Consider the following 26,197-nt stretch of genomic DNA (forward strand, 5'->3'; position numbering starts at 1 on the left):
CAACAGAATCACCATCCATCGTAATCGTCACGCAGCGAAAATACTTTTCGTAAAATGCTGGAACATCGTCGGCGATATTCGTTTCGCAATTTGCCACAGTGCGCCCTGGCTCACTTGGAGTTGTGTCTGTGTCTGTGTCTGTACCAGGATTGGTATCACCGGAGCCGTTGTTTGTATCACCGGGATCAGTGGAAGGTCTCTCGTCATCACCGCCGCAACCACCAAGAGCTAAAGCCAAAACACATATTGAGCTGAAAAAGAAACGATTCATTCGATGAACTCCCCCGAGGAACTGTTGATAGCGGTGAGCATCGCTCGAACCTCATACCAAATCAAGGGGATTTAGCATCCGCTGGGCTCAAGACTTTGGACCTCCGTATCACGGAATCATTTTCTGGAGTTCTTCCACCTTCAACCTCTTGCTACCAGCAGGGAAACGCTGCTGGTACTCGGCAGCCATCATGCGAACGTCCTCAGATCTGGCCTGCTTAATCGCAACGCGAATCAAGCCACCGACGCTGTCTCCATCTTCGCAGGGTTCGAAGAGTTGCTCTGAACTCAGTACTTCGGTCGCTCATCAGCTCACCGCTGACTTAATCAGGAACCGAACAGGTCAGAGATGTAAGACTTGACGGCTGAATCCCTAAAACAGGATGCTTAGCGAGTGAGTTCATCCGGCAAAGTTGCCAGAACCGCATTTCGGCGCTCCAGCATTTCCATCACACCATTTACATTTTCGTGAGCAATTAAAAATATCAACGAATGCTCATCCGCCATATCGATGAGGGCTTCTGCCGCCTCTACCTCATCGGGCACGTGGGTTACGCTGCCCTCTTTTTGCCCTGCTTTATAAAGAGCCGCCACTTGAGATTGTGCAACCTCGTTGGCGTCTCTCTCGTAGGAATGCCCGGGTAAATTTTTCACAACTACATGGTCCAGACCGATAGCCACCGCTTCCTCAGCCAGCTCCTTGACCAATGCAGTTGTTCTATCCCCTGCCTGTCCCATTAAGAAATAGCGACCACCTGCCGGCCATCTCTTGGAAAGCTCAGCCATCATTTTCAGACCACCTGGATTGTGCGCGAAATCTAAAAGTAGATACTTATTATCCACGGCATATAAATTCGAACGCCCGCGGCTATCTTCAACATTGGGCATTAAGGAACTTAATCCTTCTTGAATTCCTGATGCAGGTAAATCGAATGCGCATGCCACTAGAGCTGCCGCTATAGCATTTTGAATATTGTGCAGAGCGGTTCCGCCCAATGTCAGCGGGATGGACTTCACCGCTAGACGAAGCTCGGTGTTCGTGCCCGTGCGTAACACAATCTCGTCGCCATTCAACCAACCAGCAAGACCGCTCGTGTCGGTATCTTCCTTGGTGGAAAACCAAGCAACATCGATATTTTCTTTAAATGACGCATCCATACGCTCAAAAGCTGAACCCAAAATGGGACAATCTTTATTTAGGATAAGCGTACCGCCGGGCTTCAATGCTCGCGCTACAACGAGCTTGGCGTCGGCGAGGTCGTGCACATCCAGAATGCCCCACTGACCAAGGTGGTCTGCACTGATGTTCGTCACCAATGCCACGTCCGCACTAGGCAGAACCAAGCCTCGGCGCATCAGACCGCCGCGTGCCGTTTCGAGTAAAGCAACATCAACATCAGGGTGCCGTAAGACCATTCGCGCAGCACCTGGGCCTGTCCAATCACCTTCTTCAATGGCCTGGCCATCCACAATAATGCCATCACTGGAGGTGTTACCGGGTTTAAGCGAGGACATTTGGGCAATTCTTGCAACCATCCGGGTGGTGGTCGTTTTACCGTTGGTACCCGTTAGGTAGGCAAGAGGGATAGATTTTGCCTCTGCCTGCGCGAGTTGCTCGTCACTTGGTAAGCTCTCCAGTGGCCACGTGGTGGAGTGTTTTCCCATTCCGAGTGTAAACGCATCTTCATCATCAAGAGCAGGAAGCCCGTGCTTGCGCGCCCAAGCATGACAAGCATTGAGCCGAGGACGTTCTTCAGTGGCTTTTTCGCTAAGAATGGCGTCCCAAAATTCACCGGATTCACCATCATCACTGGTTGCCCACTCCAGCACAGCGCACATTGTATAAAGTGCATCAGGCTGTGCCTTAAGCGCTAGCGCCACCCCGCCTTCGTAGTAATGCTCGAGAATTGGCGGCTTCCCAAACCCTGCGTGCTCACAGGCCCGGTGAACCCGCTCAAGCAGAGAGATCCTGAGAGCTGCCCAATCATCACCTGCATCAAAATCAAGCCAAGCGGCAGCCCCGGTGTCGTCGAGCAGGAGGTGTAAACCGGTGATTCGGTGAACTGTCTCCACTCTCATCAATCGGCCTCTTCATCCACCGCCAACAAGACACCGCGTCCATCACGGACTACTTTTTGCCCTGCCGGTGGTTCAAATTCAGGATAATTCTCTTCAACCTGCATTCCTGGCGTGGCCGCTGGCACAGCTTCAGGCTTCTCTACCTGGCCCTCACCACGCTGAACGATTTGTTTCCACGTGCGAGAAATGTGGTCAGCGAAAATCAGAAGTAAGTCACCCTGCTGACATTTCTCAAGAGCTGTATCAACAGCTTCCTCTTCTGAGATGATTAGCTCAATTTGAGACTCTTCAACTCCTGCCGCCATCAAAGATTCCTTGAGCATACGTGGAACCTCATCTTCAGCTCGGCCCCGTGGATGGTCGTCACGCTTACAGATGTAGCGGTCAAAGCGACCCGCAGCGACCTTAGCCGTTTCAGCAATGTCCTCGTCACGGCGGTCACCTGGAGCGGAAAGCACACAAATGCGCTTACCATTCGTACCCAATGCATCCGACTCAACAAGTCTGTCGACCAAAGTACACATGGCTTCAACAGCCGCCGGGTTGTGCCCGTAATCCAAAATAACTTTAAAGCCATTCTGGTCAAACACGTTCATGCGACCTGGCGCTTGAAAGTAAGTGGTATCAAATGTGCGCAGACCCTGACGAATGTCATCAAGCTTCACACCCATGGCGTAAGCCATACCCGCGGCAAACATTGCGTTCTGAACGTTGTGCATTGCCTGACCCTCGAGGGTGGCCGGAATCAAATGCGTCCAGAGTAATGGAATATGGGAGCCATTGGCGAAGATACTGATCATCTCGCCATTGATACCCTTCTCGAGAGCAACCGCATGACCGCCCGCACGAATGTGTTCGCGGACCAAAGCATGTTCTGGGTTGAGGGTCACATAGCATACGTTCTCAGCGACAGCCTTCACGGCCATTCGTAAACAACGTGGGTCGTCGGCGTTTAGCACAACCGTGTCTGAAGCCACCTCAATAGGAATACGCTTAACTTCCGCAAGCTGGTCCAAGGTGTCGATACCTCGAAGGCCCAAGTGGTCAGACTGCACGTTTAGGCAACACGCCACATTGGGACGTCGGTAACCAAGTCCCTTTTTGAGAAGTCCCCCACGGGCTGTTTCCAAGATTGCTACAGTTACGGTTGGGTCTCGAAGAACCATCTGCGATGAAACTGGCCCGGTCATATCACCTTCGACACTAAGTTGGCCGTCGATGTAGATACCATCGGTGGTTGTCATACCAACCTGCTCTCCTGCCATCTTGTGGATGTGAGCAAGCATTCGGGTGGTGGTGGTTTTGCCGTTTGTACCCGTAATGGACGCAATTGGAATCCGCGAAGGAGCATTTTGCGGGAAGAGCATATCAATAACCGCACCGGCAACATCGCGAGGCTGACCTTCACTCGGCGCCACATGCATACGAAAACCAGGTGCAGCATTGAGTTCACAAATACCTCCGCCAATTTCCTTGTATGAACGGCTGATATCCGGTGTGAGGAAGTCTACCCCACAAACATCAAGGCCCACGGTGGCTGCAGCACGAACTGCCATTTCGCGGTTGTCGGGGTGAACAATATCTGTCACGTCAATCGCCGTGCCACCTGTAGAGAGGTTACCGGTAGAACGGATGTAGAAAATAGTTCCAGCCGGCAGCACGGTTTCAGCCGTGTGCCCGCCCTTCTTAAGCAAGCGCTCTGCTTGGGAATCGAGTTCAAGGCGTGTGAGAACTTTTTCATGGCCAATACCACGTCGTGGGTCTTCGTTCACTTGGTCGACGAGTTGAGCAATCGTACGCTCACCATCTCCAACCACATGCCCTGGTACCCGCTTAGAAACAGCGACCAATTCATTGTTTACCACGAGCATTCTGTGGTCAAAACCTGAGATATAGGTTTCCAACAATACGCAGCGGCTGTGTTCACGGGCCTGGTTAAACGCCTTAATGACCTGCTCGTCAGTTGTAAGTCCGATGCTTACGCCGCGGCCATGATTGGCGTTGTAGGGCTTGACCACCAAAGGATAACCCAAGCGCTTCGCAGCACGCAGTGCACTTTCTTCACGATAAACTGAGTACTGCTTCGGAACCGGTAGTCCGACATCACCCAGCACTTGATTGGTCATTTCTTTATCAGAAGCGATTTCAACTGCGATGTGCCGAGTTTCGCTGGTGATGGTCGCTTGAATACGCTGCTGCATTTGACCATGGCCAAACTGCACCAAGCTGTAGTCATTGAGGCGAAGCCATGGAATATCGCGTTCTTCGGCTGCACGAACGAGTGAGCCAGTTGATGGTCCCAATGCGCGACGCTCAGCGGCCCGAATCAGGTCTTCCATTTTACCTTCGAAATCGAAGTCGGCGTCTTGTTCGACACCTGGGCACAATTCGTCTGGCAACAAGTGGTGAAGCAAATCTAAAGAGAGCTCACCGGCCGCTTTACCCACCCACTCTTCTTCGTACTGGTAAACAACGTGATAAACACCGGGTGCATCCGCTGAACGGGTTTTCCCAAACGAAACAGATTTACAGCCCGCGCGGTTTTGCAACGCAATCGCTACGTGCTCAAAGATGTGTCCCATCCAAGTGCCTTCGTCTTCGCGAAGACGACGAATGAATCCACCCGGTTCACCATAAGAGCAGCCATGTTCATGAAGACCAGGAACAGCCTCGACAAGCGCATCCACAAAGCCCGGAATAACGGCCGAAGGATTTTTCTCCAATGGTCCCAAATCAACCGTAAAACGGATGACTGGAAAGTTCGCGTAAAGATTAGGTCCAACGTAACTACGTCTTTCAAGAACCAACATATGACACCTCAATATAGAACGGGGGAACCCTGTTTAACGCTGCGAGCCAGCTTCTGCTTTGCGACTGTCTAGGCAATAGCGACTGCCATGGCCAAGTACATGTAGACGAATATCGATTAATTCTACGGGCTCACCTTCTCGAACATCGGCCATACTTGAATGGGCAAGTTCAGAGACATCAACAACTGTTATGGCACCGTTTCCTAACACTCTAATAAGATTGTCGGGACCAATAAATGCGGCAGTATCTTCATCCAGCCCAATCCCAATCATAAAGGGATTGAAAGCCAAAGCCGAGAGCAAACGCCCCAAGCGGTCGCGTTGACGAAAATGCTGATCAACAATGACCGCATTCGACAAACCAAGACCTGGGGCCAAAGTAACCATGCCACCTTCAGGGGTGGAGCCCTCAGCACCATAAGCAATCATGTGCTCACTGATAAAAGCGGCGCCAGCAGACGTTCCACCAATGTGAACACCCGCGGCATTGAGCCGGCGTAAATTGGTAGCCAATTCCGTTCCACCTAAAATAGTAGACAAGCGCAGCTGGTTGCCACCGGTCATGAAAACGCCAGTTGCTTTCTGCAGACGCTCTACTCGATCAGGACACTTCGCGTCGTCACGCTCGGTGATGCGAAGGACATCGGTAGAACCCGCTCCAAGCTCTTCGAAGATTTTCACATAACGGTCGCCAGTGTCTTCAAGCTGCGATGCAGTTGGTATGATGACAATGTGAGCGTCTTTGTCTCCAGAAAGCTCTAAGAATTTACGCAGAACAACTTGGTCTGCAACTTTATCTTCAGCGCCGCCAATTGGGACAATAAATCCTCTGGCTACTGCTTCTTGACTGGGTGATGGCACGACGAATCCCCTCCTTAAAAGTCGGGCCCTTTTAGCGCCCTGTTCGCTGGGAATCAACGACCCTGACACTAGAAAAAGCCAACTTTATGACGATAATAAAAACTCTTATGAACTCTCGAAAACGCCCCGAACAGTAGGGCTGGAATCTCGGACTAAAAATCGACCTTCGGCCAACGTGGATTCTACTTCCAATGCCTCGCTGCAAATCACGAGGTCTGCCACGTTACCCTTCTCTATCCGCCCTCGCCCATGAAACCGAAAAAGCTCGGCGGCATTGGATGTGCAGGTGGTCAAAAGCTTCTCCAGTGGGGCACCCAATGCACGGGCTTCGCGGATACTCTCAAGTAAAGTTGAACTTGAACCGATGCCCATCTTCACCAAAACACCATCACCATCAAACGTTGGCAAACAACCGCCTCCATCTGAACTGAGGGTCAATTGGTTCATAGGTAGGCCGCGGTCGATGTACTCAGCCAGATACTCCCCGGCGCCTCGCTCACCCGCCGCTTTCGGAAAGGCTGTAATATCAATGGTGAAGCCAAGCTTGGTTAAATCCATTGCCTCTTCCCATAAGCTGGGATTGCGATTTACGTGGGTAGGATGAAAGGTTCTTTTGGGTAACTCAGTTTCAGACGCAGCGCGGCGAAGCATATCAAGACCGCGGTCACCATCGCCTAGGTGAAAATGAACAAGCCCTGCTTTGCCTGTCATCATGCCGGCAACATGTGCCTGTGCAGCCAGCTGAATCACCTGGTCGAAAGTTGGTTGTGAGCTTCGATGATCACTGATTGCGAGCTCGCCCAAGGCAACGATTCGATCGATATTTACGATGTCGCTTCTCACTGAACCCGTAAGGGTTGGAGGTGGAACATCGTAACTTCCGGTGTAACACAATGCGTTAAGGCCCAATTCAGAGAGACCTCGTGCCGCTGCAAGCAGTTCAGAAATAGATCGTGTCGTTCCGTCGGTGCCGAGCAAACCCACCGCCGTGGTCACGCCCGCCGTGGTGAAGTTTGAAAGAAATGGGGCCGGTACTTTGGTAGAAGCTCCTGCCTCACCGCCGCCGCCCGTCATGTGGGTATGGAGATCAATCAAACCCGGAATGACTAGCTTTCCGGAGCAGTCGATCACCTCGACCGGCCAGTCAGTTGGGCCTTGTCCCAGATTCGGACCAATCGCCGCAATTCGATTTCCTGCAATCAAAACATCCTGTATGCCTAAAGACGCAGGATTATAGACTTCACCAGATTTCAGGAGAATCAACGTAGACATTCTCGCTCCTGCTTCGCGTAAAAGTTGCGAGGCCACATTACTGCTTGCGCCACTTCAGAGCAACGCGAAATCAAGAGCTAAATCACTGAAAAAATTAAGCAAGCGCCATCGCTTAATCGGCGCTTATACCAAAATACCAAGCGCCAGAGACGAAGTCGCCAAAGACAATGCTGTAGGCTCCAGGAACCGGCTCCCAAGCACCATCTTCGTATTCCCATAGGGCATAAAATGGAGTCTCCTGAAAATCACCCAAATACACTTCGGATTGAGCAAACTGAATCACCTCACCTGCATCCACCAACTCATCAGCATTACAATCGGAGCTGGCTGCATCCTCAACGACGGCCTCGCCGAGGGTCATCTCCCTGGCAAATGTACAACCCTCACCGCAGTTGTCGGTAGAAGCTACGCCAGTAAGCTCAGAGGTGAATTCGCAACGGCCTTCTGCACTGATACGTGTGTAATTGAGTTCTCCGGTTGTGTCTGAGAGCCCAATGACAGCCTGCCATTCAAGGCTTTCCGCCGCTGTGCCCGTACCGTCAATCACACCACCGCACAGGTCGGCTCTTAGGCCGGCTGTCCAGGGCTGAGGCCCGGTTTCAATTTCGTTGCGAATCTGCGCATCTTGCCCACGAATAAAATCCTTGGTTTCAGCCAAGCCTGCCTGGAACGGTCCCTGCTCGCTCGCCAGCATCACTGGACTGAAAATCTCTACCATCTGATCAATGGAAGCCTCTAAAGCGTCCGCATCCCAATAGGCATCTAAGATAGACAGAAGCCGCTCGACATAAAGCTGCTGGCCTTCCTCGCTTAGGTACAGGCGCCGAGTAAGAAGTCCGGCTGCATTGATCGACCTGGGAGCAATCTGCTGCTCAAAAAGCATGTACTGAACCTCAAAAGTCTGGTCCGTTCCCCAAGGAATAAAATGCGTTTTGCCTGAGGTCGGGTCGTCATAGAGGCTATAGTTATTCGTGTTACCGGCATAACCATCCCAATGCGCCGTGAGTGTTTCCACCACCCAGAAATTGAGGAATTGGTCAAAGTTGATGAGCTTGGATAATTCTTCAACAAGTTGGTCATCTGGCACCTTCAATGCTTCGCCAATGGCATTGATGCGGTCTTTGGAAAGCTCATCTTCGTTGGTCTTCTGATTAAAAGTTCCCGTCCAGTCTTCACGAAAATCGCTGAGCGTGCCTTCATAAAGATTACCGTCGTCGTCGGAAAAATGCTGACGAATGAACGGCTTCTTGATGCTCTCTACATTCACATAGAGTCCAAGGTCGGCGCCATTCACATGCACATGAGCAAAGTTGCAACGCGGAGCGGGCACACCTGCTGCGGCGAATAAGTCATAGGCCATGCACTGATGAACAAAAGAGCCATCTTGAACTGTGTTGTTGAGGGTTAAACGTTTCACCGAGAGGAATTTTTGGTCCTCTTCAAACTTATCGAAACGGATTTTAATCGACGGCTTATCTTCGCTCAAAGAACCAATAAAACCCTTCTTACGAAGCCCAACGTTCTGAAAGACTTCACCATCCACAATGGCCCGCCCGCTGAACCAAGTAAAAGGAGATTCAACTGGGCTTACCGAAGGCTTGCAATCGGCCGTGATTCCAAGATCTGCAGTGGTGCGAGTTTGATTACGCATCGTCTCCCAATCGGCAGGACTCATTTCTATTTTAACATCGAGCAAACGGGCACGGTCGTAAACCTCACTGCTTCGGTCCACTTCTTCCGGGTCGCTTGAATCTGAAGCATCGGCGGCGTCTGAAGCATCCGTGGCATCGCTGGCATCTGAAGTGTCGGCAGCATCAGTAGGATCTGTCTGCGTTCCCTCGGGCTCGGCCTCAGTACAGCCCACTATCATCGTCACACCCAGCGCCCAGATGGCGATAAACCTCAGACTTCGCTTCATTCTTAACTCCTAGATTCCTCATGCAGTCATTACAGGTCAATCATGTACCTGCGACGCAAAAACTAACTCTATTTCAATTGATTGTCACGCACGCAGACGAATCCCCGCCTACAGTTATTCAGAGAGAAATAACATTAAAAATAGATTGGTCATGACCCGATGCATCAGAGTTCAGCTCGGTAAGAAAGTTAGTCGCAGTCGGCTTCGCAAGTATTGATTTGGGTCTGGAGGTCCTCGAAGTAATCAATCAGGGGTGTACAGGGTGCGCCGCCAATGCTTCGGGTAGCAGGAAAAGTTTGCCCTACTTCAAGCCCAATGGATTCAACACAAGTATCGGCCAGAAGCCGTCCGCTAGAATCGACCAACGTTGTAAACGACTCATTAAAGCCTGCAGAGGATACAGAGTATCTCTCAGGATCGATGGATGTATCTGTTGCACTAAAGACATAGGTCACTACTTTAGAGCCGGAGTCACAAGCATTCCAACTATCGTCTACCGGATCTTCAATGCTCTCGATGGTGATGATTCCCTCAAAGCTTTGATACTCCCCGCAATTGCCAACCGGCTCTACGTCCGAGCCACATCCGCTTGTCCAAAATAGGACGGCTGCCCAAGCCATCGCACTCATCATCTTTTTTCTCAAAGCCATTACATCTCCCCCAATTCAAATACAGTCTGTCGTCGAAAGCCCTATGAGTATAGCCGTCTAGTAAGCCCCAAAAACAAGAGTTTATTGATTTTGAATGCTTTATCCATTAGCCACTGGATATGAGCCTACACCCACTGACTAGCCCAGTTCCACCGGATTGGAGCGTTCAGCAAGGACTGAAATCATATCTGGACGAGAATGGGTTCACGACAGAGGAATATGACCTTTCAGTCGTGAGCATTACCTTTTGGGGTATCACATTTCCTTTGCCTAACCCGCCTCAAAGGCAGATTGCGGTTCGCTTTCATGACCTCCACCACCTTGTGACCGGTTACGGGACCGACCCAATCGGTGAGGCAGAGATTTCCGGTTGGGAGCTGCGGCGAGGCGTCGGGGTATTCGGTTTCTATGTAAGAGCCATTGTCTTTTTTGGAACATTGCTGGGGCTTTGTCACAGCCCACGGCGGACTCTAAAAGCCTGGCGTGCCGGACGCAACAGCACACACTTACCAGCCACAACCTTCGAAAATTATGAAGCGTTTCTTAAACTGAGTGTGGGTGAGCTGAGAGAAGTCTACAATGTCCCGGAGCAGGGCATCACAGGTTCGCGTGTACTACACGAGAAAGCACCGCGGTAGGTTGCGACGGTAAAAGCTCAAACAAGGTTTAACCTTCTTGAGCTTTGCGCATCTTACGTACCTGAATGAATGAATTCACGGCAAGCACCATAAAGACTGCAGACACGGCAAAGGTTGCCGATTGCAACTGAACCGCCAAAGGTCGCTCAACTGTACCGCCGCCAATTAAGGAAATGACCTTAGGGATACTTCCAACCGTTCCACCTATCGCCAGCAATCCAACCAAGGCAGCTCCGTGCATCGCATGCATACGGAACTTTTCTTTGGTCGCCAACATGCCACACACACCCAGAAGCGCTCCGAGAAACGCTGGGATCAGAGATGTTTTGGCGCCCGACATCGTGTAGCCAAAGCCTCCAATGAGAATCAAAATCTGAGCTGTAATCAGAGTAACGCGTGGCATATTCATGACCTTCTCCTAAGTCTGTGCGGGGTCTGTAAACGCTCTAAACGCATTACTAAATTGTTACAAGCCTTAGAAATGGGTAGAAGAAGGTTAGGACCTCGCCTTGGGCATTCTTTGGCGGCAAATATATACTGATTTCAACCATCTACCCACGGATTCTCTTATGAATCGCATCAATCCAAAAAAGCTTAAATCCAGTAAATGGACCGCCGTTAACCCCACTCAGAAAGAAAAACACTTCATGGTTACACGGCTCATTGAGGAAGAGGACGAGATTGTGGCCTGTGCCCTGGAAGCCGTCTATTCCAAACGTGAGTTCGTTCTTAACTGGCAGGACCTGCAAGATGAGAGCGTGTGGCTGATGGGATGGAAATAGTCAGCTGCTCCCAAGCAAGCGGGTCTCATAAACATCAATATTGAAGCGCTTGATAGAGCCGGTTTGAGCTGGCATACCGACAACTTGGAGAAACCATGCTGTATTCAAAACCCCTAATAATCGCTTCACTCAGCCTCTTCGTGACAAGCTGCGGCGTCATCGATCCGTCCAATCAAAAAAATGTGTTCGCCTCGGAAGTGATTGCTTTTGACGCCGGCGAGGAAGCTGGTTACGGGATGGATAGTTTCCCCGATGTTGTGCTGGGCCCACCTCTTGGCACAGGCAACAATGCCGGGGGTATGGATGTGCTTTCCTTAGGAATTGGTGGAACCATTACCCTAGGCTTGGGCGGCTTTAAAGTTGTTGACGGTCCGGGACCAGACTTTATCGTTTTCGAAAACCCATTTTGGGTCAACAACTCCCCTGCGGAGATTTGGGCCGAACTGGGTGAAGTTTCCGTCAGTGAAGATGGTGAGACCTGGCATGTATTCCCCTGTCTTGTCCCGGACGAACCTATGACGGACTACGGTCACTGCGCAGGGTGGCGCACCGTACAGTCTTTTGAAGTTGATGACGACTTCATCCTAGACCCTCAGACGGCTGGCGGCGATGGCTACGACCTCGCAGATTTAGGCTTAACTCAAATCAGCTTTATCCGAATTCGAGATTTGGCAGAAACTGGCACCGCTCCGTCAGGCGGATTTGACCTAGATGCTGTGGGCGCTGTCAATTTTATCTGGCCGCTCGAAATGAATTAACCCCGCATCGCTGCTTAAGGTGCCCCTACACAGAATGCGACCACAGCCTTACTTGGATTTGTAATTGGATTCATCCAACCGGCCGAGTTTGCCTGAGCACATGAATAGTGCCAGCTGCGCTTCGGAGTAATAAAATACATTCCTTCTTCAGTGGGTGCTTCTAGGTTCAAAGTTTTCGTTCCACCATAAGCCCCGTAGCAACCGCTACCACCGCTGCTAAAGCATTCATAGTCTTCACTGGGTCCAATACATGCTGAAGCCGTGGAGACTCCAAGTGAATACTGGGTCACGCAGCCGGGACAACCGCAAGAGCCGCCGTCGACATTGTAGTTAAACGATACCGTAAAACTTTCACCTGCTCCGATGCTGGTAGAAGTGGTTCCTGCTCCGTTGAGTACAGCATTCGTAATTTCAAGACCCGCATAGCTTACATTACCGCCCATCATCAGAGGCGTCGGGCCATCGAGCCAGCAGGTATCACACAAGTCGCCTACTCCGTCTCCGTCTGTATCGGCTTGGTCAGGGTTAAGCATCAAGATGCAGTTGTCGTCGATATCGAGAATGCCATCACCATCTTGGTCACCTTCCGTTGGACACCCTTCACAAACATCCGCTGGCATAATCACAACGGAGTCGGTGGCGAGCTGGCCAGGAATACCATCAAACACGGCCTTAACCGCACACGTCCAATTTTCACAGGCTTCCGTAGCATCTGCAGGAATCGTTTCCATACCGTTGTAAGCTGCGCCTTCACCATCATCAACAGACCACTCGAACGTGTAATTCACTGTGCCACCGTTGGGATCTATCGCCGGGGTGGTCACGATACACTGCAAATCATTGTTCTCACGTGGCTCTTCTGGATCAATCTCTACTTCGAAGTCTGATTGCAAATTGATACAGTCGCCATCGATACAGACCAGCCCATCACCGCACGGTGTGTAATCGGGAAGTGTCATATAGGAGCACTCGCCATCCAAGGCGCCGCATGTATCTTCAGTGCATGGCTCACTGTCGTCACAATCAACGGGTTCATCGTCTACACACACACCCTCCTGGCAGGTGGCAGGCACACACATATCGTCGCTGCACGGCGTGTCATCTTCTACGAGAGTATGGCTACACTCACCCGTACTCGCATTCCAGATATCATTGGTACATGGATTGCCATCATCACAAGACGCTCCAACGCACATGGCGGCAACCGCAATGTTTGGATTGATTGGCGACATTAGCCAGCCCGCATCAACAGCCTGCGAACAAGAATAATGCCAGCTTCTTTTCGGCGTGAGGAAATACATACCCGGCTCTACCGGTGTTGCAAGGTCGACGTCCACGGAACCATTGTTGGCTCCGTAACAACCTGAACCGCCACTGTAAAAGCAATTGTGCTCTCCGGCTGAACCCGCACATTCGTGACCAGGAGAAAAACCCAAGGAGTATTGTGTAACGCATCCAGGGCAGCTGTCGCAGTTTGCGCCAATCACAGAATAATCAAACTTAACATTCACACTGCTTGCAGCGGGGATTTGGTCGTGTACGGGGCCTTGATCGTTGACTTGGGTATTACTGATCACAACTCCAGCACTCGTCACACTCTCTTGCAAAGTAAACGGTGCATTTCCGTCAAGCCAGCACAGGTCACACGGATCTCCTAAACCATCGCCATCAACGTCTTCTTGCTCCACATTCGCAATCAGTGGGCAGTTGTCTACGGAATCCAAAATCGTATCGCCATCTAGGTCATTGATGCTTGGGCAACCAAAGCAAACATCATTGGGAGCAATCAGCTCGGTGTCTTCCCCAGTCGGCCCATTCACGTCGTTAGCGGTTGGCGTGACAACGCAAGTAAATGTATCGCAGGCTTGGGTTTCGACCCCAGGGATCTCAGCGTCAACATACTCCGGTGATACCACTCCATTGATAAGCCACTTGTAACTGTAGGTGATGACATCTCCATTGGGATCAATGCTCTCCCCTACAATTGTACAAGTCAGTGTTTCCGAATCCACCGGGCTGTCAGGTGTGATCTCCACAACCGGGGCTGATGGCGGCTCGTCAAGAGGAATACAATCCCCTTCTTCACATATCATCTCTTCACCGCACGGCGTTCCATTGGGTAGGTTTTCAAAACTACAATCGCCTGATTCGTTGAGACAAGTTCCTGCTGTGCATGGGTTGAAATCATCACACACCACCGGTTCGGCTGGCGTACAAGCGCCCTCGATACATTCGGAAGTAACGTAACAAAGGTCGTCTACTGGACAGGCTGTACCATCACTCACAATGGGATTCGTACATTCACCCGTGGAGCTATTGCACATATCCCCGGTACACGGGTTGCCATCGGCGCAATCAACAAACTCATCCGAGACGCAGCGGCCTTCAAAGCAGGATGAGCGCGAAACACACAGGTCTGGGGCAATCCGAGCCGTCTTCTATCGCTGTAAAGACACATGCGTTGCTAATTTGGCTGTATTCACCTGTGGTACAGGCATTGCCATCTTCGCAATCTGGAATCGGAACTGCCTGCAAACCATCTTCACTACACGCAGCGAGCCACACCATGCCAACAACAATTATCCCTGACGCAATACGACGCATTGCTATCCCCCTTGCTGCGGCCTTTGTAGAAAAATTCTAAACTGTCAAAAGCCAGATTACGACCTTGTACTTATTAAAGCACCGCAGGGAGACTATTCCACAAAACCTGGGTTCAATGCGCATGCAAATAGACAAAAACACTAAAATTTAGAGACTAGAATTGGATTCCGAGCTTACGGTAGGTAAATCCGATGACCCAAGCTGGCCCAATCAACAAAAACTGTAGGTCTTCCATAAAAGATGGCTTCTTGCCTTCAATCTTGTGTCCTGCGAATTGCAAAATCCAAAAGGCGACGAAAAAGAATAGACAGGTCACTGCCAACCCAAAGGGTCCCTGCTCTGCGTACCATGCAACGAAAGCAACACAGGCGATGCTAAACAAGGTCATGCCTGCAGCAAGCTTCGCAGAGAGTCTGAGGTAGAAGAGAATTATCGGCACAAGCGTCAGAGTTCCCCAGTTTAGATACGGGACCTCAGCCATAAATTCGGGAACGGGAATCGCCCAGAGTAAACCCGCAATGGTTAAAAATATACCGGGCACACAGATCCAGTGAATCAGCTTGTTGGTCTTGTTCTGGTGACTCTCTCCATATGCTTCAAGCCACTCATGAATGTTTCGTTGAGCCATATCTTAATCTCCTCGTAGTAAATGCTTGGGTTATGGTCAGAGATTAACTCCCGAATCGCCCAGCCACATTGGCCGATAGCGCCTTCCTTATTGACCTTTCGTGCCACTTCCTGCACCATGGAAATGTGATTAAACGTGTATCAATTCAATGGGTTAGGTCCATTGTGCGAGCAGCTGAGGCTTCAGGTGTGCATCCTGGCACCCTTTTGGAGCGCTGTAATTTAGCTCCCGAGTCTCTCGAGGGCTCCGTGGGATTTATACCTTTAAGCACAACTGTAAATCTCTGGCGGGTAGCTCAAGAGCTCAGTGGTGACCCGTATTTTGGGCTCACCATGGGAGAGCGGGTACGGCCCCACTACTTAAGTGTGGTGGCTTATACCATGATGAATTGCCGCAACTTTGCTGAGGCGCTTGAACAAGTACAGAAATACCAGCGTCTCGTAAGCGAAGGCGGTCGCATCGAAATGCGTCTTGAAGCTGATACAGCGGCCATTGTGTACATCCCTTACGAAGCCGATGTCTCATTTAGCCGGCACCAGATTGAGGCCGTTCTCTTGGTGATCTTAGGTTTCGCACGGTGGCTTATTGATGAAGACCTGCAGCCCATTGAGATTCGATTTTCCCACCCCAAGCCAGCCTTGACGCAAAAGCATGATGAAGTGTTCCGAGCGCCCATTCGGTTTAATGCTCAAGAGCATGCCATTGTTTTAGAGCGCAGATGGCTTCATGCTGAGCTGCCCGAATCCGATCCTTCAATGCTCCAGGTTCATGTTGCCCAGGCAGATCAGCGCCTTCATGCCATGGATAAAGTAAGCATCAAAGAGCGTGTCAAAATGGTACTTGAATCATCGGGTCATTTTCAGTGGGACCGCGACCATATGGCTCGAAGGCTTCATATGAGCCGGCGCACCCTGCAGCGTAAGCTATCCAAATCCGGCACAACGTTTCAGAATCTATTTGACCACTATCGCCACAACGCGGCGCTCACACTCCTGAAAGACAACGACCTGAGTACCGGTGAGGTGGGCCTTTTACTTGGCTTTTCCGAGCCCAGCACTTTCTATCGTGCCTTCAAGCGTTGGGAGGGATGCACCCCGGGTGCCTATCGCTTGGCCCAAGTAGCAATCTGATCTTCAAACTTTGTCATACCATCCACAAACCTTGCAGTTACAACCTCACAAAATAGAACTTCTCTATTCATAAAGCCTTGTGAATTCGGGAAAGTCCCAAAAACTCTAGTCATCCATCAACTGGCACGGTCCGTGCTTAAAGTGATGCAAAGGTTTCACACCATCACTTTACCCCTGGGGGATCAGAGTCCATGTCTTTCAACCTACGCCCTACGATGATTGCATCACTTTTATTTACATGCCTGATTTGGCTACTGGCCGGGTGCGGCACATCAACCATGCCTTCCGGTAGCAGCGTTCCAAGCGGTCCTCATGGCGCTGAAGTTCCAGTAGAAGGTGATGCCGACGAAGCTACCAACAACGACGCCAACCCGGCTACCGACGAAGAAGTCGTAGACGAGACCCAAGACCCGGCTCCCGACGAAACGGACAACGGCGATGATATTCCTTCGGATCCTGTTCCAGACGACACAGACAATAACGATGAGGAACCAGAAGACGACACCACCGAATCTCCCGGCGGCAATCAAACCATTCCCGCCGATACAACTCCAGCCGAAGACGAGGAGGAGGAAGAGGAAGAAGAAGAAACCAGTGAACCCGTAGATGGCGTTTTATGCACTGGTAATATAGTCATCGACTCCCCCGATGACCTTCAGTACTACGAAAACTGCACAGAGATCGCCGGAAGCCTCACCATCGATTGCCCGGAACTCACTGATTTCAATTTCGCCTACCTCGTTCGTATTCAAGACAACCTAACCGTTCAAAACAGCAACAGCCTTTTCACCATGAGTGGATTCGGTGTTCTAAACCACGTGGGCGGGGATATAACCATCACCAATAACCCCGGTATGATTTACATCGCAGGTCTTAGCCAACTGACGAGTGTCGGCGGTAGCCTCATCATCAACAACAACATCAACCTCGCCGAGCTAACCGGGCTGGATGCACTGGTCGCCGTTGATGGCGGCCGATTAGAAATCGCTGGCAATACAAACCTTCTCAATTTGAATCATTTATCTTCACTGCAAAGTATTTCAGGAAGCCTCATCATTCGCGAGAACGCACGTGTGAATGCAGTGCTCGGGCTCGCTAACCTCTCCTCCATTGGTGCGGGCGAAAACGGAGGCTCTTTAGAGATTTACAAAAACGAGTCACTCAAAGATTTAAATGGACTTGAGAACCTAATTGAAATGCCAGGAACAGTGCATATTTATGACAACGCAAATCTGATTTGCACCTATGCTCTGCGTAACCTCACCCATGTTACCCAGGACCTCATCATAACGGGTAATCCCATTCTATCATGGTGTGAGGTTGATATACTTGTGGATGCACTGGCAGCAGCCAACGGTGTGGACGGAGAGATTATCAGTTGGGGAAATTTAGAGACAGAAGATTGTGATTTAAACCCATACCACTCAGAAGACACCGACACTCCTATCTGAGCTTAGGCTTCAGCCGGGGCTGGTATATCAACCAGCCTTGGTTCGTGCCCCGTGTCGCGCAAAAACCGCAGCAGGTCATTGCCCTTAATCGCCGTGGTCATCGTATTCACGAGTGGGTGACAATGAACGAGTTCTGAGTCGAAAATAGCTCTATCAAACACGACCTCAACCACGCCCTCCTCATCGTTGATAACCGCGAAAGGTGTGACCGAGCCTGGCTTTACCCCAAGGTATTGATCCAAGCGATCAGGTGAACCAAAGCTTACCCTTCCTGCTCCGATGGCCGCTCCCAAAGCCTTTAAATCGATCGGCAAATCTTCCCGGGCAACCACCAACCACATCTTTTTCTTCTTGTTTCTCAAAAAGAGATTTTTAATATGTGCCCCACTCTGGTCTCCTGGACGGTGTTTGCGAGCCTCATCCACCGTAAAAACCGCTGGGTGCGTAATCGTTTCCGTTTGAATATCCAAGGCTTCAAGACGTTTAAAGAGTTCTTCAGGGGTTGCAGCAGGCATCCGGCGCTCCATTCTAGGAAGTTAGCTTTCTAACGTAACTGAACCAAGAGGTCTATAGCTTGCTGATATCATTAGGTAAAACAGATAGCCAAACTGACTACAGTCGTGTATATAGCGAGTTGCTCAGTATTGAGCACACCGGCAAAACCTACTTTCAGCGGTAGATTATCGGAGATAATAATATGCAAATATCCATAGGTTCTAAACAATATTCGTTCAGCGGCGAAGCCACACCCGCCAATATTGCTCAGCAAATCAGTGAGCAAGAATCAGGGCTCAATACCCAAAAACTCACTCAGAAACTCAGTGAAGCTCTATTTGGGGCCCCCTATCGAAAACACGATGTCGTTGATGCGGGCCGGTTTGAAGGCGGTGTTCTAGAGCTGGAACCTCGAGGATTTGAGAGACTTTTTGGCAGTGTCGCCTCAGGCGGAGCATCTCAAGTGGTACTCATGGCACCTCCCCCACGGGTGGTGGTCCAAAAAGCCGCGCCTCAGCCCCACAATGTACCAGCTCCCCCCGTACCCATAGATCTCTTAGCAACAAGCTCCAACGGAGCATCGGCACAGAACTCTGAAGCACTGGTGACCAAAGCCGCGCTTGAGAAACACCCAGCCTTTCAACTCTTCGTCCAGCCTATGCTCAAGGAGCTGAAATTCACGACTTTCGAGCTCTCTACCCCAGCAAGTGACCCTAAACTTGAAACGGGTGCTTACTTTAATCCGGCTAATCATTGCGTGGTCTTGAGCCAAAAAATCGAACTGCCCGATGTGGTCGACAACCTCATCTTTGAACTTTGCAATGCCAGACACAGAAGCCAATTCCTATCCATAACCGATGCATTTCAAGCAGGCTCGATTAGCATAAGCGAATACGGACATGCATACGCACAGGTAGAATTCAAAACGCAATTGGCGTACATCGAGGTCGTTTCCGCGATGCGAGTTCAGGGTCTTGAGCTGCCCAAAAGTGCCCAAAAAGCGCTTCGATGGGTTGCAGACACTGATCCAGATTTTATCCATACTCGGGATACGAGCAAGCTCCTCGCAAGCTTCATACTCCGTCCCCATGACAAGGAAGCCGGGGCAAGGGATATTGCCTCACTCTCAACGCCAGACATGTATACGTATCAAGCACTTGAGAAACTGAGCGGACACCAACTTTTCGACAAACTTGAAATCTTGCTGGGCAAAGGCATATTTCCACCTAAATTCAGTGGCTGGACGCGGCATAATTTCCCGATGAAAAGTGTCAGTTTTAAGCGAGCCCGGGCCTACCAAGAAGTGATTACTCAAGCCAAAACTCTCTTGAATCAGTCGCAAGACGCCGTGTTGAAACTCGAAGCCCTTATGCTTTCGTCAGCTCTGCGCCAGTACGCCAATCTCCGCGCTGGCACTCATGTGATGCCAGCCTACACAGGCTAGATTGACACCAGGTCGTTTGGTACTAAAATTTCAACCGTGGCCCCATATCAAGCCGGTTGAAGTGCGCCCAGAAGAAATTAATTCCACATTTGAATGCTTTCAAAGTTTGCAACCAGAATAAATTCGACCTATTTATCGTCACCACTGCCGCGGATATGTATCCACGCTAACTCTAAGACTATAGGTAAAATGATGTCCAAAATTTTTGTTATTTTAAGTGTTCTCGGAATGGCTCTCGCAACTACAGCATGCGGCGGCACAGCCACCCAGCAGTAGCTGCTTGTGAAACTACTTGCGCAAACCAGGACGCTTTGGCCTGTGAAGGTGCAATGGTAGACCTCGCTACATGCAACCAAATTTGTGCAGCATACGGCTCAGCTCCTACGGAATGTGCCGATGCAGCTGAAGCAGCATACACATGTTGGAACGGCGCGACTCTCGAATGTACTGGCATGAGCTCTGCTCCAGTTGACGGTGGCTGTGCCACTGAAACTGAGGCAATGACCGCAGCTTGCTCCGCTGAATAATTATTTAGCCAAGCTCACATTGATAGAATAAAAAAAGCCCCGGCAGCCTCTTGAGGTCGCCGGGGCTTTTTTCTTTCATCCGCAAGCGTTACTGCGCCGGTGGTGTAAACACTGCAGTGAGTGTGGTTGACTCGATGTCACCAGACTTAATCACCGCTTCAATCTGAGTCATACCCGTATTCATATTCACACCCGAGAGACTTGCGTAAGGCATTGCGTAAATCTCAAACTGATACTCGTGAGCTTCCCAGCCTGGGCAAGGCCCCTCGTAACCAAACTCATTGGTGTAACCGCGGCTTTGCTTCGCTCCGGATGGCTCCGACAGGTTAGCATCTCGAGGCAAGCTCTCTGGCAACGAAGAAACATCTGCGGGGATATCATAGATGATAGAGTGCAAGAAACCGTTGTAAGTAAGGTCTCTAAATACAATCGCAAAACTCTGAGTACCCTCCGGCGCCCCGCTCCAACCGAATTGTGGAGAAACATTCTCCGCGCCGCTCTTACCATAATAATAGCTGCAGGCATGGCGTACGGGAAAGACACCGCCGTCTTCCATAGCGCTGCTCGTAAGCGTAAATGGCTCATCCGGTGCTGTTGTATCCGATGCATCGGAGGCGTCACTTGCATCGCTCATGTCAGATGCATCCGATTCATCACTTGCATCGCTCATGTCGGATACATCAGATCCGTCACTTGCGTCGCTCATGTCGGATACATCAGATCCGTCACTTGCGTCGCTCATGTCGGATACATCAGATCCGTCACTTGCATCGCTGGTGTCGGATGCATCAGATGCGTCACTTGCGTCGCTCATGTCGGATACATCCGATGCGTCACTTGCGTCAGCCTGGTCCGCGGCATCTGTATTGTCTGGGGAGTCGTTGTCATCACCGCCACAGCCAACAGCTAGAAGAGCCATTAAGAGAGCGAGCATTAAAGAAGGACAGCGGTGCTTAAGCATACGTTTTCTCCACATATCAAGGGTTTTGGCCAAGCTTAGCCACGGCCAATGGTGGCGCTAACCTAATAGTCTAGCTGATATTAAACAAGGCTCTGGGTTCCAGAGCCACGAGACACGGATGCAAATACCAGAAGCCGATCCCGATAATTATATTAAATATACCACACACCAGCTAATCCACAGTTACGCTCCTCACTACAAGAACCGAGTCGCAGCGCATAGTTGCACGAATTAATTGATGCCAGAATACCCATTGATTCAATATTCCTGAACTATCAGATGAATATATTCCGCTTTTTGTTTCGAGTTTACCCGTCAATACTTCGAACAACACACCAGCCCAGGCAGGCTCGGTTCAGGCCCAGGAGAGGATAAATGTTAAAGAGATTAATCACATTGAGCGCAGCATTCTTCATCGTTGGTTGCGGCGTAGATGAGCTGTCATATTACGATGCCCCGGAAACACCAGAGCCGGCAGAAGAAGAAACTCCTGCCCCGACTCCCTTTAACGAGCCACCACCAGAAGAAGACTGGTGCATATCAGAAGATACCGATTTCGATATCGAACAAGTCTCTGTATTGGAAGATGCCTTCGGTCTTCCCAACCTAAGAGATGCCGTGGTTTTAGAGTACGACGCATCCCACCTCCAGGCTGAAGAAACCTGGCGTGTTCGCTCGGTGGATGTATTGGCGATGATTCCAGACATTCTATTCCAATACATGGACGATACTGAAGTGCTCACCATTGAAGTTTACGACGCAGCAAACCCTCTCAACACCGCGCCCTGGGTGAAAAGACAAAACCTTATTTTAAGTGAGTTAGACTGGGAAGACACTGTGATTCCTGGGTCATCGATTGGCGGCTTTAAGCGCGCATGGTGGCGCTTTGATTTCGGCGACATCATCCCCACCACAGGAATGACATCTGGGCAATATATTGTAGGCATCCACTGGCCTGGAAGCGGCGAGCCCACCGTGGGTTACTCCAACTACAACCGCGCCTGCGATAGAAACTGGACCAACTCAGGCTCAGGCTTTTTCTTAAACAGCGACACTGAAAGCTCACTCGGTAATGAGCGGTGTTCATGGCCGATGTTGCGGGTGAATATTGAGAACCGGCGCTACACTGAGGAAATCTGCGACGAGTAATGAACGCAGCTTAAACCGCGGCCCATAGGGCAAAAGACAAAGCACCAATGTAAATTGAGGCAATAAAGTAATAAGTATTAGATTCATTATCGCAATTTGCAAAAGCACTTAGCCGCGCTTGATGTATCCCATAATGCCATGAACTCCGAGAGATCTTGCCGTTGCAGTGGCAGCTTCCATTGTTCCGCCAAATAGTATCCAAGCCCAAACAGAGGCTTTCTCAAAAACTGGCTGGTCGCCGCTACCCTCTAAAAGCAATCCAAAAAAGATAAACATCGCCACATGGTAACGATTGTAATCACCGGAGGTTTCCAGGAAATCCGGGATAGGTAGGCATTCTCTTCGGTCCATGAGCGTAAGCTTCTTTATCTTACGCTGACGCCTCGCGATGGAATAGCCCAACAATCCGAATCCACCAACCATCGCGATACCGAGACAAATCCAACCTACAATAGGAACCGCTGCGCCTGAGGCTCCGCCCATCAATGCGAAACCAACGCCAGCACCTGAAGTAGAGGCCAAACCAGAGGTAATGTTAACATCAGCTCGGTACCGACGCCGGTAACATTTGTTCACAACTTTCGAGAGCAAATAGTCAATATCGGATTTATCTTTTTTGCTTTTCGCGTCATTTAATCTCGCCGCGAAACTGGGCTGCTTCATGCATTTTTCATAGCGGCTTCCAACCATGGTGGTGGCGTAATATTCTTGGCTGGCAGTAATGGTTTGATAGAGGCCAGCAACCAAGTTAGCGCCAACTGCAACCGAGCCCGCTGTTGCAGCAATCGTGGTAGCGTTGGTAAACCCTGCTATTCCTGAAGTTGCCTGTGCACCCATCTGCGTGCCTGTTATCGCAAAGGTCGCGCCTTTTTCGGCTATCTCGGACCAACTGCCACCATCCCCTCGCCATTTCTTGGAGATAGCGAGTGTTAGTGCGTAAAACGAAATTCCTACGGGAATCAGTCCTGCCATCGAGGCCCATGCACTTGATGTTAAGTGGGGTTCCGGGCTGGCCACTCCATCCATCATCGTTGGATTCGTAGCAACCGTGTAGGTTGCGTCAGCAAAGGCCACGAGCTCCACATAGGTCATTTCGCCGTCGAAAAGGTCATCAACAAAATTCCCCAACGCCTCGACCTCCTGGTCGTGAACAACTGCGGCGGCTCCCTCTGGGGTCTCACTAAGCCTTTTTACAATTTCTAGCTGAGTGACCATCAGGCGGGTCGCCAATCTGGCTGGGTTCGCGGCGTGCATTGCAATAAGCTTTTGGAAAAACTCGGGAGACTGGGCAGCCGCAGCGGCGGCCTTTCGTGCTTGATGCCCCCGAACTGCACGCTGAATCGTCGTGGCCGCTTGATGTTTCCTGATCTCGTCCGTCATCGCACCGAGCAAAAAGCTTACGCGAGCTTTTATTGCCGCCAATTCTTCCAACTTTAAATCGATGTCAAGACTGGCCCCAGGTGCACCATCATCTCCAAATAGGTCCACTCCATCGTCAACCGGTGCAGAAACATCTGCGTCAACAGCCGCCAAAGAGTCATTAATCGCGTCGGTCAGAGGCCAACCACAGTCAACGCAGCTCCGCTCAGAACCTGTAAGTTGAGCCGCTCCACATAATAAACATTCACTCATGAGTACCTATCCAAACGTCGGAAGTTAAGAATATTGGCCTTATAGATTACCGCTCTCAGCTCATTAACCAAGTTTTCGACAACTTCCCGGCAGGTTTTCCAATGAACTGTCCGGGGCGTACCAAACCGCGTAGGGAGAGATACAACGCATAATATATTAAGTATACCAAACAGCTTATAACTTTCAGATGTTCCAATCTCGAACACCCATGTTCCAAAATGGGCGGATTTCAACCTGACCCAAATAAACCTGAATAATTACAGGCACATAAAACTGGCACGGCTACTGCTAAGTAAAAGGCATAACGATTTAATCAGGAGCCCAACATGAAAAACGCAGCACTTAAAATTATCGGCCTTGTGACTCTTACCTTTATGGTGGCATGTGGAAATGACCCGGCAGCACCGATGATTACGGAGATTGAGACGAGCTACATACAAGATAATCAAATATCCTCCCATGTGTTGACCGAGGTTGATTATCGCAATGGTAATGAAATCGACTTTGTTTCTACCTACCGTGATGGGCAACTAAGTGAGCAGAGCAGCTATTATTATGATTCTGAGAATGATTTAGTAAACCGAATTGACTCCACATACAGGGAATCACAGGTTGCAACGATGCTTGCGGAATATGATTCGAACTCTAACCTTTCAAGCTTATCTCGGCCGAGCAATTCCGTTACCGGTAGTGTGAGATTTCGATATAAGAATGGTTATCTTTCATCAATCTCCAGTGCGAACTTCGATTTTCAACTGACATACAATCAAAAAAACCAACTTGAGATGACGGAATCATCTGATTTCAGCATTAACTTTCGTTGGACGGATGATGTTTTAACTTCTTTGAGAACAACCAACTCATATGAAACATCTAAAACCGAATTTTTCTATAATCCCGAAGGCAAGATTTATAAGACCATTGTCGGTACAAACGAATCACAAATTTTTTATGATGAGCAAGGGAGAATAGAAGAAATTTCAACGTATTTTTCCGGGAGTAACTTTAGAAAAATAACAACCTATCGATATGCTGACGGAACTGTTGCTGGCGCTCAACCCACTCCAGAATTTGAGGGTGGAATTTATTTCGGAATGGACGGGAAACCCCTAGCGGAACTCCCTATGATCACACTTAAAGGCTTTTCGATTGATGACTAGCATTTAAGCTCCATGACCTTCAAGGCCTCTCTTAGCATCACTGCCAAGAGGGGCTCTTTGCATTTTAAGTCGGTTACCAATCCATCCTGAAACACCTCTGTTCCATTTTGCACACGCTCAAATCAAACACTGAAAATCATCAATAAAAACAAAAACATAAAACTGGCACGGCTCCTGCTTAGTTAAAGGCATAACGATTTAAACAGGAGCCAACGATGTCTAAGATTCAACCAACCAGTGCATGCATTTCCATGGGCCAAAGTGACTGCACAGACCAACCTTTTCAAACATCTGAACAATCTCATGGAGCAAGCGTCGGCCTGCTCAACATGAAGGATAAAGACGGTGTTTCCGCAAAGATTTTAAACCTTCAAGCTGAAGCAGGTTTGTCCACACAAGCGGAGGGTACCCTCGCCTCTCTTGAGTTTTCTGGAGAAGATGGTTTCGCCCGAATGACTTTGGTTTCTGGTCGCATTGGTTCGGGCGTTCAAGAAAATGCTGACGAAATTCGAGCTGGCATCAGTGCCAGTATGGATGTCGGCCGGATTCACGGCGGTATTCATGGCGATGTGGGTTCTTTCGAAGTTGGTGTAGGCGTTGGAGTGGGGGCATACGCCGAAGTATCCATGCGCGACCGAGACAAAGATGGCAACGTTGAAGTTTGCCTTGCTGGCAGTATTGGCCTTGCTGGAAAATTCGACGTGAAAGCGTGCCTGGAGCTTCCTGGCCCCAAATCCATGCCCAAACCTCGCCCGAATGTTGCTGGATTTAGCCTGCGCGGCAACCGCTAACCACAAACAACAAGGAGCCCATAATGAAAGCACAGACAAGAAGAGAAGAAATCAATGCCAAGCTCTCCATATATTTTCTTAGGGGATTAAAAGGTGATCCCAAAGAGATCTACCGGCAGTTTCGCTGGATGTTTGCCACTGTCATCTTGCTGAACATCAAACTGCAACTTTTGCTCTATCTTGCGCA

25 protein-coding genes and 1 pseudogene are annotated in these 26,197 nt (G+C 50.0%); 11 read left to right on the forward strand and 15 right to left on the reverse strand.

Annotated features, from left to right (window positions below):
• From HOK28_20815 to HOK28_20845, 7 genes are all read right to left on the reverse strand, one after another.
• On the reverse strand, window positions 1-271 hold a 271-nt coding region (locus tag HOK28_20815), incomplete at its 3' end, for a hypothetical protein (protein MBT6435550.1).
• A gap of 386 nt (window positions 272-657) precedes the next feature.
• A complete protein-coding gene (locus tag HOK28_20820) occupies window positions 658-2,349 on the reverse strand; it encodes a hypothetical protein (protein MBT6435551.1) in 1,692 nt (563 codons plus the stop codon).
• Window positions 2,349-5,159 (reverse strand): cyanophycin synthetase, encoded by a 2,811-nt coding sequence (cphA, locus tag HOK28_20825; protein ID MBT6435552.1) that lies wholly within the window; start codon window positions 5,157-5,159, stop codon window positions 2,349-2,351. The genes HOK28_20820 and cphA overlap by 1 nt, the downstream gene beginning before the upstream one ends.
• A gap of 33 nt (window positions 5,160-5,192) precedes the next feature.
• A complete protein-coding gene (locus HOK28_20830; GenBank protein MBT6435553.1) occupies window positions 5,193-6,020 on the reverse strand; it encodes a cyanophycinase in 828 nt (275 codons plus the stop codon).
• Between the two features lie 105 nt (window positions 6,021-6,125).
• Complete coding sequence (locus tag HOK28_20835; protein MBT6435554.1) at window positions 6,126-7,292, reverse strand: beta-aspartyl-peptidase; 1,167 nt, start codon at window positions 7,290-7,292, stop codon at window positions 6,126-6,128.
• A gap of 112 nt (window positions 7,293-7,404) precedes the next feature.
• Window positions 7,405-9,210 (reverse strand): hypothetical protein, encoded by a 1,806-nt coding sequence (locus tag HOK28_20840; protein ID MBT6435555.1) that lies wholly within the window; start codon window positions 9,208-9,210, stop codon window positions 7,405-7,407.
• Window positions 9,211-9,398: 188 nt separating this feature from the next.
• Complete coding sequence (locus HOK28_20845; GenBank protein ID MBT6435556.1) at window positions 9,399-9,860, reverse strand: hypothetical protein; 462 nt, start codon at window positions 9,858-9,860, stop codon at window positions 9,399-9,401.
• Window positions 9,861-10,093: 233 nt separating this feature from the next.
• Between HOK28_20845 and HOK28_20850 the strand changes: the two genes are divergently transcribed.
• The gene (locus tag HOK28_20850; protein ID MBT6435557.1) at window positions 10,094-10,498 is read left to right on the forward strand and encodes a hypothetical protein; all 405 of its coding nucleotides are present in this window, start codon (window positions 10,094-10,096) and stop codon (window positions 10,496-10,498) included.
• Between the two features lie 28 nt (window positions 10,499-10,526).
• Here the strand turns inward: HOK28_20850 and HOK28_20855 are convergent, their stop codons facing one another.
• Window positions 10,527-10,907, reverse strand: a complete 381-nt coding sequence (locus tag HOK28_20855; GenBank protein MBT6435558.1) for a hypothetical protein — start codon at window positions 10,905-10,907, stop codon at window positions 10,527-10,529.
• 160 nt (window positions 10,908-11,067) lie between these two features.
• Here HOK28_20855 and HOK28_20860 point away from each other — a divergent pair, with 160 nt between their 5' ends.
• Window positions 11,068-11,280 carry a TIGR02450 family Trp-rich protein gene (locus tag HOK28_20860; GenBank protein MBT6435559.1) on the forward strand — a complete coding sequence of 71 codons (213 nt, stop codon included), beginning with the start codon at window positions 11,068-11,070 and terminating at the stop codon, window positions 11,278-11,280.
• 182 nt (window positions 11,281-11,462) lie between these two features.
• The gene (locus tag HOK28_20865) at window positions 11,463-12,038 is read left to right on the forward strand and encodes a hypothetical protein (GenBank protein MBT6435560.1); all 576 of its coding nucleotides are present in this window, start codon (window positions 11,463-11,465) and stop codon (window positions 12,036-12,038) included.
• A 14-nt stretch (window positions 12,039-12,052) separates the two neighbouring features.
• On the opposite strand, the gene HOK28_20870 is transcribed toward HOK28_20865, so the two are convergent.
• The 4 genes and pseudogenes from HOK28_20870 to HOK28_20885 form a co-directional block, all read right to left on the reverse strand.
• The gene (locus HOK28_20870) at window positions 12,053-13,339 is read right to left on the reverse strand and encodes a hypothetical protein (protein MBT6435561.1); all 1,287 of its coding nucleotides are present in this window, start codon (window positions 13,337-13,339) and stop codon (window positions 12,053-12,055) included.
• A 339-nt stretch (window positions 13,340-13,678) separates the two neighbouring features.
• A pseudogene (locus HOK28_20875) lies at window positions 13,679-14,362 on the reverse strand (hypothetical protein).
• A 61-nt stretch (window positions 14,363-14,423) separates the two neighbouring features.
• Entirely contained in the window at window positions 14,424-14,642 is a 219-nt protein-coding gene (locus HOK28_20880) for a hypothetical protein (GenBank protein MBT6435562.1), read from the reverse strand.
• Window positions 14,643-14,796: 154 nt separating this feature from the next.
• Entirely contained in the window at window positions 14,797-15,270 is a 474-nt protein-coding gene (locus tag HOK28_20885) for a DUF962 domain-containing protein (protein MBT6435563.1), read from the reverse strand.
• 125 nt (window positions 15,271-15,395) lie between these two features.
• On the opposite strand from HOK28_20885, the gene HOK28_20890 reads away from it, so the two are divergent.
• Together HOK28_20890 and HOK28_20895 are read left to right on the forward strand one after the other, a co-directional pair.
• On the forward strand, window positions 15,396-16,400 hold the full coding sequence (locus tag HOK28_20890; GenBank protein MBT6435564.1) for an AraC family transcriptional regulator: 1,005 nt from the start codon (window positions 15,396-15,398) through the stop codon (window positions 16,398-16,400).
• A gap of 191 nt (window positions 16,401-16,591) precedes the next feature.
• Entirely contained in the window at window positions 16,592-17,851 is a 1,260-nt protein-coding gene (locus tag HOK28_20895) for a hypothetical protein (protein ID MBT6435565.1), read from the forward strand.
• 2 nt (window positions 17,852-17,853) lie between these two features.
• Here HOK28_20895 and HOK28_20900 read toward each other — a convergent pair whose 3' ends face one another.
• Complete coding sequence (locus tag HOK28_20900) at window positions 17,854-18,366, reverse strand: prolyl-tRNA synthetase associated domain-containing protein (GenBank protein ID MBT6435566.1); 513 nt, start codon at window positions 18,364-18,366, stop codon at window positions 17,854-17,856.
• 182 nt (window positions 18,367-18,548) lie between these two features.
• Between HOK28_20900 and HOK28_20905 the strand changes: the two genes are divergently transcribed.
• Together HOK28_20905 and HOK28_20910 are read left to right on the forward strand one after the other, a co-directional pair.
• On the forward strand, window positions 18,549-19,790 hold the full coding sequence (locus HOK28_20905; protein MBT6435567.1) for a hypothetical protein: 1,242 nt from the start codon (window positions 18,549-18,551) through the stop codon (window positions 19,788-19,790).
• Window positions 19,791-20,038: 248 nt separating this feature from the next.
• Complete coding sequence (locus HOK28_20910; protein ID MBT6435568.1) at window positions 20,039-20,317, forward strand: hypothetical protein; 279 nt, start codon at window positions 20,039-20,041, stop codon at window positions 20,315-20,317.
• Window positions 20,318-20,405: 88 nt separating this feature from the next.
• Here the strand turns inward: HOK28_20910 and HOK28_20915 are convergent, their stop codons facing one another.
• Window positions 20,406-21,278 (reverse strand): YbhB/YbcL family Raf kinase inhibitor-like protein, encoded by an 873-nt coding sequence (locus HOK28_20915; GenBank protein ID MBT6435569.1) that lies wholly within the window; start codon window positions 21,276-21,278, stop codon window positions 20,406-20,408.
• Between the two features lie 375 nt (window positions 21,279-21,653).
• Between HOK28_20915 and HOK28_20920 the strand changes: the two genes are divergently transcribed.
• Complete coding sequence (locus tag HOK28_20920) at window positions 21,654-22,427, forward strand: hypothetical protein (protein ID MBT6435570.1); 774 nt, start codon at window positions 21,654-21,656, stop codon at window positions 22,425-22,427.
• A 108-nt stretch (window positions 22,428-22,535) separates the two neighbouring features.
• On the opposite strand, the gene HOK28_20925 is transcribed toward HOK28_20920, so the two are convergent.
• Complete coding sequence (locus HOK28_20925) at window positions 22,536-24,059, reverse strand: hypothetical protein (protein MBT6435571.1); 1,524 nt, start codon at window positions 24,057-24,059, stop codon at window positions 22,536-22,538.
• Window positions 24,060-24,385: 326 nt separating this feature from the next.
• Here HOK28_20925 and HOK28_20930 point away from each other — a divergent pair, with 326 nt between their 5' ends.
• The 3 genes from HOK28_20930 to HOK28_20940 form a co-directional block, all read left to right on the forward strand.
• Window positions 24,386-25,219: a hypothetical protein gene (locus HOK28_20930; GenBank protein ID MBT6435572.1), complete on the forward strand. Its 834-nt coding sequence runs from the start codon at window positions 24,386-24,388 to the stop codon at window positions 25,217-25,219.
• A 215-nt stretch (window positions 25,220-25,434) separates the two neighbouring features.
• Window positions 25,435-26,010 carry a hypothetical protein gene (locus HOK28_20935; GenBank protein ID MBT6435573.1) on the forward strand — a complete coding sequence of 192 codons (576 nt, stop codon included), beginning with the start codon at window positions 25,435-25,437 and terminating at the stop codon, window positions 26,008-26,010.
• A 23-nt stretch (window positions 26,011-26,033) separates the two neighbouring features.
• Window positions 26,034-26,197 (forward strand): hypothetical protein (locus HOK28_20940; GenBank protein MBT6435574.1); only part of this gene is annotated, 164 nt, incomplete at its 3' end.

The sequence above is a fragment of the Deltaproteobacteria bacterium genome, from assembly GCA_018668695.1.
GTDB lineage: Bacteria > Myxococcota > XYA12-FULL-58-9 > XYA12-FULL-58-9 > JABJBS01 > JABJBS01.

What these genes read in the sequence shown, in the direction of transcription:
- HOK28_20820 (MBT6435551.1), bottom strand. Translation starts at nt 2,349, where the DNA reads ATGAGAGTGGAGACAGTTCACCGAATCACCGGTTTACACCTCCTGCTC.
- cphA (MBT6435552.1), bottom strand. Translation starts at nt 5,159, where the DNA reads ATGTTGGTTCTTGAAAGACGTAGTTACGTTGGACCTAATCTTTACGCG.
- HOK28_20835 (MBT6435554.1), bottom strand. Translation starts at nt 7,292, where the DNA reads ATGTCTACGTTGATTCTCCTGAAATCTGGTGAAGTCTATAATCCTGCG.
- HOK28_20840 (MBT6435555.1), bottom strand. Translation starts at nt 9,210, where the DNA reads ATGAAGCGAAGTCTGAGGTTTATCGCCATCTGGGCGCTGGGTGTGACG.
- HOK28_20845 (MBT6435556.1), bottom strand. Translation starts at nt 9,860, where the DNA reads ATGGCTTTGAGAAAAAAGATGATGAGTGCGATGGCTTGGGCAGCCGTC.
- HOK28_20855 (MBT6435558.1), bottom strand. Translation starts at nt 10,907, where the DNA reads ATGAATATGCCACGCGTTACTCTGATTACAGCTCAGATTTTGATTCTC.
- HOK28_20860 (MBT6435559.1), top strand. Translation starts at nt 11,068, where the DNA reads ATGAATCGCATCAATCCAAAAAAGCTTAAATCCAGTAAATGGACCGCC.
- HOK28_20870 (MBT6435561.1), bottom strand. Translation starts at nt 13,339, where the DNA reads ATGTATTTCCTCACGCCGAAAAGAAGCTGGCATTATTCTTGTTCGCAG.
- HOK28_20880 (MBT6435562.1), bottom strand. Translation starts at nt 14,642, where the DNA reads ATGCGTCGTATTGCGTCAGGGATAATTGTTGTTGGCATGGTGTGGCTC.
- HOK28_20885 (MBT6435563.1), bottom strand. Translation starts at nt 15,270, where the DNA reads ATGGCTCAACGAAACATTCATGAGTGGCTTGAAGCATATGGAGAGAGT.
- HOK28_20895 (MBT6435565.1), top strand. Translation starts at nt 16,592, where the DNA reads ATGTCTTTCAACCTACGCCCTACGATGATTGCATCACTTTTATTTACA.
- HOK28_20900 (MBT6435566.1), bottom strand. Translation starts at nt 18,366, where the DNA reads ATGCCTGCTGCAACCCCTGAAGAACTCTTTAAACGTCTTGAAGCCTTG.
- HOK28_20905 (MBT6435567.1), top strand. Translation starts at nt 18,549, where the DNA reads ATGCAAATATCCATAGGTTCTAAACAATATTCGTTCAGCGGCGAAGCC.
- HOK28_20910 (MBT6435568.1), top strand. Translation starts at nt 20,039, where the DNA reads ATGCGGCGGCACAGCCACCCAGCAGTAGCTGCTTGTGAAACTACTTGC.
- HOK28_20915 (MBT6435569.1), bottom strand. Translation starts at nt 21,278, where the DNA reads ATGCTTAAGCACCGCTGTCCTTCTTTAATGCTCGCTCTCTTAATGGCT.
- HOK28_20920 (MBT6435570.1), top strand. Translation starts at nt 21,654, where the DNA reads ATGTTAAAGAGATTAATCACATTGAGCGCAGCATTCTTCATCGTTGGT.
- HOK28_20925 (MBT6435571.1), bottom strand. Translation starts at nt 24,059, where the DNA reads ATGAGTGAATGTTTATTATGTGGAGCGGCTCAACTTACAGGTTCTGAG.
- HOK28_20930 (MBT6435572.1), top strand. Translation starts at nt 24,386, where the DNA reads ATGAAAAACGCAGCACTTAAAATTATCGGCCTTGTGACTCTTACCTTT.
- HOK28_20935 (MBT6435573.1), top strand. Translation starts at nt 25,435, where the DNA reads ATGTCTAAGATTCAACCAACCAGTGCATGCATTTCCATGGGCCAAAGT.